The organism is Bradyrhizobium sp. UFLA05-112 (assembly GCF_053572325.1).
This window is the reverse complement of record NZ_JBANBK010000085.1, coordinates 26034-36153: the sequence shown is the minus strand read 5'-3', so window position 1 is coordinate 36153 and position 10120 is coordinate 26034. Positions and strand designations below refer to the sequence as shown.

Genomic DNA, 10120 nt, shown 5'->3' with positions numbered 1-10120 from the left:
CCAGCCAGCATGGTGAATCAGAAGCAAGCTGATTTGGGAATCCCAAATCGATTCAACCTAACCCCATCCCGCTTTAGAAGCTCGAGGCTTTTCTGGAGCCCTACGATGCACGTCATGAGAATCGTACAGGTGTTTGTCGCAGCTTCGATCTTTTCCGCATGGCGCGCGAGGTCCGCTTGAAGATCAGGCCGCAATGGGTGAGGCGAGTGTCTCGAAGCTTCGCGCGATTGGCCTTCGAGCCAGACGACTGTTCCCATGAGCTTTCCTTCTGCACAGATGCAAGATGCGGGGCTTATCGCGACCGACTAGAGCCCGAGGAAAATAAATCAAACATTGCCGGGAAACCGCCGCTTGCAGAATACGGATACGCTCTTCGCGAACCGGACATGCCTCTCGACATCTAGAGCGATGAGATTAGGAAGAATCCTCATCGCGCTTTGGGTTGTTGTCTGAGCATGATCTCCGCGCGAACGCGTTCCGCGTTTGTCGCGCGGGAAAACTGCTTCACGCTTTTCCGGATCACGCTCTGGCCTCGTCGGCTTCATGCCGGACGCAGAACCACACTGCTATCGACAACGCCTGATCGTGGCTGGATCTCCGCAATGCGACATCCCACGTAGCTCTGCCTTGCTCGGTCGCAAGCGTGCGAGATTCAAGCTGCGGTGAGCCTACGCCGCGGTCGCCGGCGGCAGCGCGAGCACCGAATAGATCGCCTGCGCGTCGCGCGAGGCACGCAGCTTCTTGGCGATGTCCTGGTCGCGCAGGAGGCGCGCGATGCGCGCCAGCGCCTTCAGATGATCGGCACCCGCACCTTCAGGTGCGAGCAGCAGGAAGACGAGATCGACCGGCTGGCCGTCCATAGCCTCGAAATCGATCGGGCGCTCGAGCCGCGCGAACAGGCCAAAGATCTTTTCGAGCTTGGGCAGCTTGCCGTGAGGAATTGCGACACCATAGCCGACCGCGGTGGTGCCGAGCTTCTCCCGCTGCAACAGCACCTCGAACACCGAACGCTCGTTCTGTCCGGTCAGCTCGGCCGCCTTGGCAGCGAGTTCCTGCAAGGCCTGCTTCTTGCTGTTGACTTTCAATGCCGGGAGAATCGCCTCGGGTGCGACCAGATCGGTAATCGGCATGGAGCTTTCCGAGGTGAATTAAGCCGTCAGGTTCCGAATTGGCCAACTTGGAAGACCAGATTTGGCCGGCGTCAATAAGGTGAAGCAGGAGGCGGACTTAGCCCCAGTCCTGATGTGGGGCGCTTCTACTCCAACGCAATCCCGGTGCCAACTCCCGCGAACGCCTTTTACCGCGCTCTTCCCTAAAGACAGGAGTCCTACGGGGAGGATCCCGAAACCCTCGATGGGGGTGGGCTAACTCCCGGCTTTGGCCGCAGGAGGGTCGATCCAGCCGACATTGCCATCCGCCCGGCGGTAAATGATGTTCACCCGCCCGCTCGAGCCATGCTGAAATACCAGGCAATGGGCGCCGCTGAGGTCGAGTTCCATGACCGCTTCGCTGACCGAAAGCTGCCTCAAGGAGGTGGTCGATTCTGCGATGATCACGGGGCTGTAGCCGGTGACCTCGTCCTCGCCCTCGCCGGGGGCCTCCAGGACGTAGGCAGTGGCATCCATCGAGGCGAGCGCTGCGGAGGCGGCGGCGGCCTTGCGGGCGGACCGGTCCTTCAACCGGCTCTTGTAACGGCGCAGTCGCTTCTCGATCATCAGCAGCGCCTGGTCGGCGCTGGCATAGGCGTCCGGCGCGTTCGAATCGGCCTCCAGCGTGATCCCGGAATCGAGGTGCAGCGCGCAATCGGTGCGGAAGCCGAACCCGTCCTTGCTGAGCGTAATGTGGCCGGAATAATTGCCGTCAAAATATTTGCGCAACACCTCGTCCGTGCGCTCGGCGACGCGGCCGCGGAGGGCTTCGCCGACGCTGATGCTTTTGCCCGAAATCCGGAGAGTCATGTGATGCCTCGCCTGGTTGGTGGCTAGCTTGGATCAAGCCCGAGGGGAGATTGAGAGTAGCGCGATTTGAGGCGCGCGCAATCAGGCCGGCTCGGTGTTGCGGGAGCGATCGGACAGGGCGGTGGAGAGGACGTTGCCAAGAGCGCTCTGCTTGTCGCGACGGCGTTGTACCGAAGAGGGAATGCGCATGGCTTCGCGGTACTTCGCAACCGTGCGTCGGGCAATATCAATGCCGGATGCACGCAACCGTTCCACGATCGTGTCGTCGGAGAGGATCGCGGACGGCTCCTCCGAATCGATCAGCTGCTTGATGTGGTGGCGAACGGCTTCGGCGGAATGCGCCTCGCCGCCATCGGCCGAGGCGATCGACGCGGTGAAGAAATACTTCAATTCAAAGGTGCCGCGATTCGTCGCCATGTATTTGTTGGCGGTGACGCGCGACACCGTGGATTCATGCATCTGGATGGCGTCGGCGACGGCTTTCAGGTTGAGCGGCCGCAGGTGCGCCACACCATGGGTGAAGAAGCCGTCCTGCTGGCGCACGATCTCGGTTGCGACCTTCAGGATGGTGCGGGCGCGCTGATCGAGCGCGCGCACGAGCCAGGTCGCGTTCTGCAGGGCATCGGTGAAGTAGGACTTGTCGCCGTCCTTGCCGATCTTCTTCGACAGCTCGGTGTAGTAGGTCTGGTTCACGAGGACGCGCGGCAGAGTGTCGCTGTTGAGCTCGACATGCCAGCCGCCATCGGGCCCCGGGCGGACATAGACGTCCGGCACCATGGTCTGAAGGCGCGAAGAGCCGAACTTCATGCCGGGCTTGGGATCGAGGCGGCGGATCTCGCCGATCATGTCGGCGATGTCCTCGTCATCGACGCCGCAGAGCTTGCGCAAGGAAGCGATGTCGCGCTTGGCCAGGAGATCGAGATTTTCGACCAGCGCCTGCATCGCCGGGTCGTAGCGATCGAGTTCCCGAAGCTGGATCGCCAGGCATTCGCTCAACGAACGGGCGCAGATGCCGGGCGGATCGAATTTTTGCAGCACCGCAAGTACGTCCGCGACAGCCTGCTGCGATGCACCAAGCCGCTCGGCGGCCTGGCCGAGATCGGGCGGCAGATAGCCGGCTTCATCGACGAGGTCGATGAGATATTGTCCGATCATGCGCTGCGCCGGCGCGGTGAAAGCGACCGAGAGCTGCTCGGCGAGATGATCGGCCAGCGTGGTTTCCGCCGCGACGAAGGCTTCGAGATTGTAGTCCTCGTCACCGGAGGCGCCGCCGCCCCATTCGGTGTAGACGCTCGGCGCCGCATCCTGCGCATTGCGCGCCGCGGCCTCCGCCGGCTCTTCCGAAAAGACGTTGTCGAGGCCAGTATCCAGGGTCTGCTCGATCTCGGCGCGGGTACCGAGATCCTTGCTCATCCACTCTTCCTGGCCGGGCTCGAAGGCTTCGCCTGAACCGCCACCCGGCTCGTCGCCGTGGCCGCCGCCGGAATCGTCGCCATCACTGAATTGGCCGGCCTCAGCCGGGGCATCTCCCGCGCCCTGCTCATCATTGGCCCGCTCGAGCAGTGGATTGCGCTCGAGTTCCTCCTCCACGAAGGTCGTGAGATCGAGATTGGACAGTTGCAGCAGCTTGATCGCCTGCATCAACTGCGGCGTCATCACCAGCGACTGCGACTGCCTGAACTCTAATCTCTGCGTAAGCGCCATGAAGCAAGAACCGTTCCCAAAATTTGGTCCGATTTTTGCTTATCCTAGTCCGAGCCCGATGTACACGTCTTGACGAATACGAAAAACGGGCTAGAGGCGGAACTCCTCGCCAAGGTAAAGGCGGCGGACGTCCGGGTCGTTGACGATCTCATCCGGACTCCCCTCGGTCAAGATTTCACCGGCATAGACGATATAGGCGCGGTCGGTGAGGCCGAGCGTCTCTCTCACATTGTGGTCGGTGATCAGCACGCCGATGCCGCGATTGGTGAGGTGGCGGACGAGGTCCTGAATGTCGCCGACCGCGATCGGATCGATGCCCGCGAAGGGCTCGTCGAGCAGCATGTAGTTCGGACGCGTCGCCAGCGCACGCGCGATCTCGACGCGGCGGCGCTCGCCACCGGACAGCGCGATCGATGGCGATTTTCTCAGGCGCGTGATGTTGAATTCGTCGAGCAGCGAGTCGAGCTGCAGCTCGCGTTTCTTGCGCGAGGGTTCCACCACTTCGAGCACGGCGCGGATGTTCTGCTCGACGGTGAGGCCGCGGAAGATCGAAGCTTCCTGCGGCAGATAGCCGATGCCGAGCCGCGCGCGCTGATACATCGGCAGCTTCGTCACGTCATGGCCGTCGAGCTCGATCGCGCCGCGGTCGGCCTTGATCAGCCCGGTGATCATGTAGAACACGGTGGTCTTGCCGGCGCCGTTCGGACCGAGCAGGCCGACGGCCTCGCCGCGCCGCACATAGATGCTGACGCCGCGCACCACCTGGCGGCTGCCAAAGCTCTTTTCCACGCTATGCACAGCAAGGAAGCCCGGGCGCCTGAGAAGCTGCGGCCCACCGGAGCCGTTGGGCCGGCTGGCGGCCCGCACCGGATGAACCGGCTGGGTCCGCGGCGACTCAGCTTGATAGTCGGCCTGGTAGTCCGTTTGGTAATCCCCTTGGAACTGGTCGGGCGCGTGCATCGGCTGCTCGCGCGCGATCGGCGGCGCGTCCCGCACCGGGCTGGTCACGAGACCGCCCATGCTGTCGCCGAGCGCGGTGATGTCCTGGCGCGCAAATCCTGGCCGGCCGCGTTTGGCGGGGCGCCGACGGAACATGCTGAATAAATCGACCATCCCCGCTGTCTCAAGCCTTTCACGGTGATTCCGCGATCTGCCGCCCCGGCGCGATTCGCCGGCACAGCATGAGTGAAAGGGTATGTCTTGCCCAGAGAAACACCCTCGATCCCTTATCAGAGGAATCCCGCCGCCGAGCCCGCTGGGGTAGATACAATCTTGTCGGGCAGGCTTCAACCGGAGATCGCCGACTTCAAGCTCAAGCTATTGAAGTTACTTCTGTTTAGTTGCACTTGGCAATTGCAGGGGTGAGGCCGTGCCGGGCTTGCCCTGGCCGCAATCATTGCCGGCACCCTGCGGCAGCAGGACCTGAACCTTGCCGCTGTCCGACTCCACCCGAGACACGCCCGTCGTCATGTCGACCTTCAGCCGGTCGCCGCGCATCACATTCTTGCACTGGGTCAGGACGACCTGGCCCGAGCCGCCGAGCATGGTGATGAGGTTGGTCTTGGTGTCGAAGATGGCAGTCTCGCCTGTAACCACCTGGTCCTTCTGGGTGACCACGACATTGCCGTGCGCTTCCAGCCGCTTGATCGAGGAGCTGCCGTTCGGCCCTGGCGTCGCCGATTGCATCGGTGCCGCCGCTTTTGCATTTTTCGCCGGTTGGGGGGCCGGCTGTCCCGAACCGGAACCGCCGCTCGATTCGTAGAACACGACGAGCGTCTTCGACGTCATGGTGGTGTCGCCCTGAATGACCTTCACGTTGCCGGCGAAGGTCGCCTCCTTCTTCTTGTCGCGCATTTCGAGCGAGGCGGCCTCGATCTGGATCGGCTCATCGCGGTTCTGCGAAAACCCCTGCATGGCGTTGGGCACGCCCTGCATGGCGCCTTGCGCATGCGCCACGGCGATCAGCATCACGCCAAGCGCGATCGCGCCGGCGCTGAACGCAACGCCTTTCGAAAAACCGTTGCGCAAAAGGTGCTTCGTCATGGAGATCATCTCGAAGTCGCAGGCTTGTTTTGGGGCGCGCGCGTTTTCGGTGGCGGTGGCGGCGCAGGCTCGGCGGGCGCTGGCGGCGCGGCGGCCGGCTCGTCATTGCTCAGCTTGTCCAGGTTCATCACCACGTGGCCTTCGAAGCGGATGACGTCGCCGCCCTCCATGATCTTCAGGCGGTCCGAGGACACGGTGCCGTTGGTCAGCTTGACGTCGACATGTTCATCCGAGGTGACCGTGTTGTTGGCCATGTCGACGAAGGCCTGGCTGAGGCGGGCCTCATAGCCCGTCGACGTCCGCACGAAGATATCCTTGCGCAGATCGAGCTGCTGCTGCTTGTTGTCGAAGGTGCCGTTGAGGGCATCGAGGAACACGGTCGATTGATCCTGCATCAGGAGCTTGGCCCTGAGCTTGTGCAAATCGACATGATCGGGGTCCCTGATGTCCTGGATGGCCGTGTTGGCCCAGAGCTCATAGGGCCGCTGGTCGGGCGTGTAGCCCGACAGGTGGGGCGTTTCCATGGTGATCTTGGTTCCGGAGACGACCAGATTTCCGGGATCGAAAGCCACTTCCTTCGTGGTCCGGAACTTGTTGAAGGCCGAGACGAAGATGATCATGGCCATCGCCACGACCACCGTCACCGGCACGGCGATGCGCAGAATGTGGACCAGCCGGCTGTGGCGCGCCGCGGCCGCGAAGCGCGCCTCCAGGCCGTCATAGGCTCCATCATAGGCTGGGGTCTGGACCGAATTCACTGCTGCTCCGAGGCGCCGATCGACGCCCGATTGTATCCGGCGCCGCCGGAATATGCAGCCCGCGACAGGCCGTTACGACTGTGTCCGAAACGGGGCGGCCGGGGCGGCCCGAGACACCCTTCCGGACGACAGGACCACCCTAAGAGTGCGCAAAAATGTCCTCGGCCTCCCAGCCCTGCAAATCGAGCTTCGCCCGCGTCGGCAGGAAGTCGAAACAGGCCTGGGCCAGCGCCGTGCGGCCCTCCCGCACCAGCATGGCGTCCAGCCGTTCGCGCAAGCTGTGCAGGTGCAGGACGTCGGAGGCGGCATAGGCGAGCTGCGGCTCGCTGAGGCTATCCGCACCCCAGTCGCTCGATTGCTGCTGCTTGGACAGATCGACGTTGAGCACCTCGCGGACGAGGTCCTTGAGGCCGTGGCGGTCGGTGTAGGTGCGGGTCAGCCGCGAGGCGATCTTGGTGCAGTAGAGCGGCGTCGTCATCACGCCGAAGGCCTCGTACAGCACGGCAATGTCGAACCGGGCGAAATGGAAGATCTTCGTCACGGAGGGATTGGCGAGCAGCGCCTTCAGGTTCGGCGCATCGGTGTGCCCCTTGGGGATCTGAACCACGTCGGCGCTGCCGTCGCCCGGCGAGAGTTGCACGACGCAGAGCCGGTCGCGATGCGGGTTCAGGCCCATGGTCTCGGTGTCGATCGCGACCGAGGAGGTGTAGCGGGACAGGTCCGGCAGATCGCCGCGATGCAGGCGTACGGTCATGGCGTTTCAAACCTCAGTCGAATCGATGCAACGCTTGCAGGCTAATGCCGGGAACGGGAACTGGCGAGGGTCGGCCGGGCAAGGAAAGTCCAGGCCGGCGGCTGCTCCCTCGATCCCACTCGCGATGTATCCGCCGGCGGGTTTCCACGCAAGCGGATCTCAATGGCGGCGAAGGGTGCGAAAATCGACCAGTAGAACCCAGAAGCACACGAGCGCCGAGACGAGTTGAACGAAGGTGCCCTCGATCACGCCGCCCGAGATCGTCGTTGAGGTCGGAATGAGGATTGCGGCGGTCAGGAAGGCCATCATGGCCATGGGCGAAAGATCGACGATGAGAACGGCGGCATAGACCGCCAATTCGTAGAAGGCATATTCCTTGAGCCGGGGCGAGCAGAGATAGAGCGCATACATTGCGAGGACGGTGATACGCGCCGCCACGCGAGGATGATCGATGAGCCATTGATCCAGCCTCTTCGGTAGCCCGCCGATATCAGGCGACGTCTGATCCCGAATGATGGGCAATACAGACCAGGCGAATGGCGCCAGGACAGCCGCGGCCGCCACGAGTCCGTAGATGGCGAAAACAATCGGCTTGTTGTCGGCCAAGCCAAAATGTTCTGCGAGACCGAGGCCGAAGATCAACAACGAAGGATTCGTCTCCTTCAGCAGCGCGACGGAATGTTGTCCGGGAATCTGACCGGTGATTGCGTTCAGCCAGCTCGGGAAAAGGTCAGCGTAGAACACCCTCGAAATGACGATCGGCAGGATGAACATGCCGAACGCGACGGCGATCAGGGTGAGCTTGCGCGCCCGGGTCAGTGGCAGGAAGTAGAGCGCGGCCAGGACGGGAAAAAAGACCAGCTTGAACGATGTCAGCAGCCCGAGCACGGCCGCACCGGCGAGGCGCAGCGCGAAGCTTTTTACGTCGTCCTCTTCGAGGCGGCTGTGATCGAGCAGCAGCGCCAGCGCGACGGCCGTCAAGAAGCCGGCGAACAGCGCAAAGTTGCCGGAAGCCCACACCCATTCAAAGCCGACGAACGCTCCAAAGGCACAGAGAACCCTGAGAAGCGCATCGCGCGCGTCCGGACGAGTCGCGCGAAGTCCGGGCAGCAGAAGTCCGCCCAAGACGGCGAGGATGAGATAGACGACCCTGTAGTAGTCACGAAGGCCTGCCGAGCACAGCGGCCGGAAAACATCCAACGTCACCGGCAGATAGGGGTAGGAAAATTTGGTGTCTTTCAAATTCTTGACGAAGTATGGATCAAGCCCCTCGACATAGGCATCGACGGCCGCGCAGTTCACACGAACGTCCCACCCGAATCTTATGCTCGTATGGCTGTCGACGACAAAGCTCGCAAGCACCAGCATTGCCATGAGCACGGCAAAGCCTGTCGATCTTGTGTTCGGCAACCGGCCAACGGTGTCCCCGATAGACGTCACGGCCAGCTGACCTTTCGTGCCCGACATTGCCATTGAATTCGGCCGCACCACTTCGTCACGCGTATCCTCGCAGCACGGAAGGATAGGGGAGTTTCACCGGCCATCGTCATCAGATCGCAGCCAGCATGATGCAGATCATCGCCATCACGGTGATGCGGCTGGCGTTGTCCCTGAAGGTGTAGAGGATCGGGTCATCAGGCATCTCGCGGCGATGAGCCATCATCAGGGCGCGGCCGAACCAGTAGAGCAGCAGCGGGTTGAGCAGCCACAGCATCCAGGGGCGGCTGTAGAGCTGTGTCACCGCCGAGGACGAGACGTAGAGCGAGAACACGATCACCGCGTTCATGCCGCTCGCTGCCGCCATCGCGGCGATGACCTGGATGTCGCCGATCCTGTAGTCGCGGTTGGCGGGATCGGAAAGGCCGGCGCCCTGCCGCAGCGTCAGCTCGCTGAAACGCTTGATGAGAGCAAGCGAAGTGAACACGAACAGCGAGAACATCAGCAGCCATTCGGACAGCACCACGCCGACACCGACGGCGCCGGCGACGATGCGCAGCGTATAGAGGCCGGCGAGCGTGACGACGTCGAGCAGCATCTTCCGCTTGAGCAGCAGCGAGTAGGCGATCGTGGTCGCAAGATACGCGGCCAGCACGGCGGTGAAGACGCCGGAGATGCAGAGGCTTGCGGCGAAGGCGCCGAGCCACAGCAAGGGAATCGCGAGAAGCGCGGAGGCGATCGGCAGATCGCCGGCCGCAAGCGCCCGGTGCCGCTTGGTCGGATGCTGACGGTCGGCCGCAAGATCCAGGAGATCGTTCATCAGATAGGCGCCCGACGCGCAGGCCGAGAACGCCAGGAACGCCAGCAGCGCCGCGCCCAGCGACGACAGGCTCATGTGATGCGCCGTGACCAGGGGCACGAAGACCAGCGTATTCTTGGCGTATTGATAGACGCGGAGCGCGTTCGCCCAAACCTTCAGGCCGACCTTGCGATCGGCATCCGGGGCAGCGCGATTGCCGACATAGTCGAAGGCGTCGAGATCGGCGGTCGCGATCACCCCGTCGAAGCCGAGATGCGCCGCGATGGCCTCGGCATGGTGGCGCAGGCGGGAGGTGGCGACAAAAACCTTGCGGCCCTGCGCGCGCGCTGCGAGCGCCGGGTTCAGGACGTCCTGCTCGTAGGGAAGGCTGGCATAGTCGAGCCTGGCGTCGCGGGCGAGGTGCAGGAGCCTGTCCCTGCGCCAGCTCCCGGCGGCGCGCAGGCGGCCGAGCATGTGCCCGGGCTCGCAAAGCAGCGCCTCCAGCAACAGATCCGAGCGCAGCAGCGTCCCTTCGAGCTCAACGACCAGCGCGCGCGGAGCGGCCGCCGGGACCGGTTGCGGCTCCAGTTCAAGGAGATCGTGCTGCCATTGGGGCTGCTCCATTCGAATACGCGCTCTCAACTAGCTGGCATGGCCGGCCAGCGGC

Annotated in this window: 10 protein-coding genes; 1 reads left to right on the top strand and 9 read right to left on the bottom strand. The window is 63.1% G+C overall.

Going from position 1 to position 10120, the window contains the following annotated elements; genetic code table 11:
• Positions 1 to 668: 668 nt before the first annotated feature.
• The 8 genes from ptsN to SO180_RS34260 form a co-directional block, all read right to left on the bottom strand.
• Positions 669 to 1130, bottom strand: coding sequence for a PTS IIA-like nitrogen regulatory protein PtsN (gene ptsN, locus SO180_RS34295; RefSeq protein WP_449383243.1), 462 nt, complete (start codon positions 1128 to 1130; stop codon positions 669 to 671).
• 234 nt (positions 1131 to 1364) lie between these two features.
• Positions 1365 to 1958, bottom strand: coding sequence for a ribosome hibernation-promoting factor, HPF/YfiA family (gene hpf / locus SO180_RS34290; protein ID WP_449383242.1), 594 nt, complete (start codon positions 1956 to 1958; stop codon positions 1365 to 1367).
• An 81-nt stretch (positions 1959 to 2039) separates the two neighbouring features.
• Positions 2040 to 3662 (bottom strand): RNA polymerase factor sigma-54, encoded by a 1623-nt coding sequence (gene rpoN, locus SO180_RS34285; protein ID WP_449383241.1) that lies wholly within the window; start codon positions 3660 to 3662, stop codon positions 2040 to 2042.
• 90 nt (positions 3663 to 3752) lie between these two features.
• On the bottom strand, positions 3753 to 4775 hold the full coding sequence (lptB, locus tag SO180_RS34280) for an LPS export ABC transporter ATP-binding protein (protein ID WP_449383240.1): 1023 nt from the start codon (positions 4773 to 4775) through the stop codon (positions 3753 to 3755).
• 213 nt (positions 4776 to 4988) lie between these two features.
• The gene (locus SO180_RS34275; RefSeq protein ID WP_449383239.1) at positions 4989 to 5705 is read right to left on the bottom strand and encodes an LptA/OstA family protein; all 717 of its coding nucleotides are present in this window, start codon (positions 5703 to 5705) and stop codon (positions 4989 to 4991) included.
• Positions 5706 to 5710: 5 nt separating this feature from the next.
• Complete coding sequence (gene lptC / locus SO180_RS34270) at positions 5711 to 6463, bottom strand: LPS export ABC transporter periplasmic protein LptC (RefSeq protein ID WP_449383238.1); 753 nt, start codon at positions 6461 to 6463, stop codon at positions 5711 to 5713.
• 139 nt (positions 6464 to 6602) lie between these two features.
• Complete coding sequence (locus tag SO180_RS34265; RefSeq protein ID WP_449383237.1) at positions 6603 to 7217, bottom strand: ribonuclease D; 615 nt, start codon at positions 7215 to 7217, stop codon at positions 6603 to 6605.
• 159 nt (positions 7218 to 7376) lie between these two features.
• Complete coding sequence (locus tag SO180_RS34260; RefSeq protein WP_449383236.1) at positions 7377 to 8198, bottom strand: hypothetical protein; 822 nt, start codon at positions 8196 to 8198, stop codon at positions 7377 to 7379.
• Here SO180_RS34260 and SO180_RS34255 point away from each other — a divergent pair.
• Positions 8163 to 8693: a hypothetical protein gene (locus SO180_RS34255; RefSeq protein WP_449383235.1), complete on the top strand. Its 531-nt coding sequence runs from the start codon at positions 8163 to 8165 to the stop codon at positions 8691 to 8693. The genes SO180_RS34260 and SO180_RS34255 overlap by 36 nt on opposite strands.
• Positions 8694 to 8766: 73 nt before the next feature.
• Here SO180_RS34255 and SO180_RS34250 read toward each other — a convergent pair whose 3' ends face one another.
• Positions 8767 to 10077: a UbiA family prenyltransferase gene (locus SO180_RS34250; protein WP_449383234.1), complete on the bottom strand. Its 1311-nt coding sequence runs from the start codon at positions 10075 to 10077 to the stop codon at positions 8767 to 8769.
• Between the last annotated feature and the right edge of the window lie 43 nt (positions 10078 to 10120).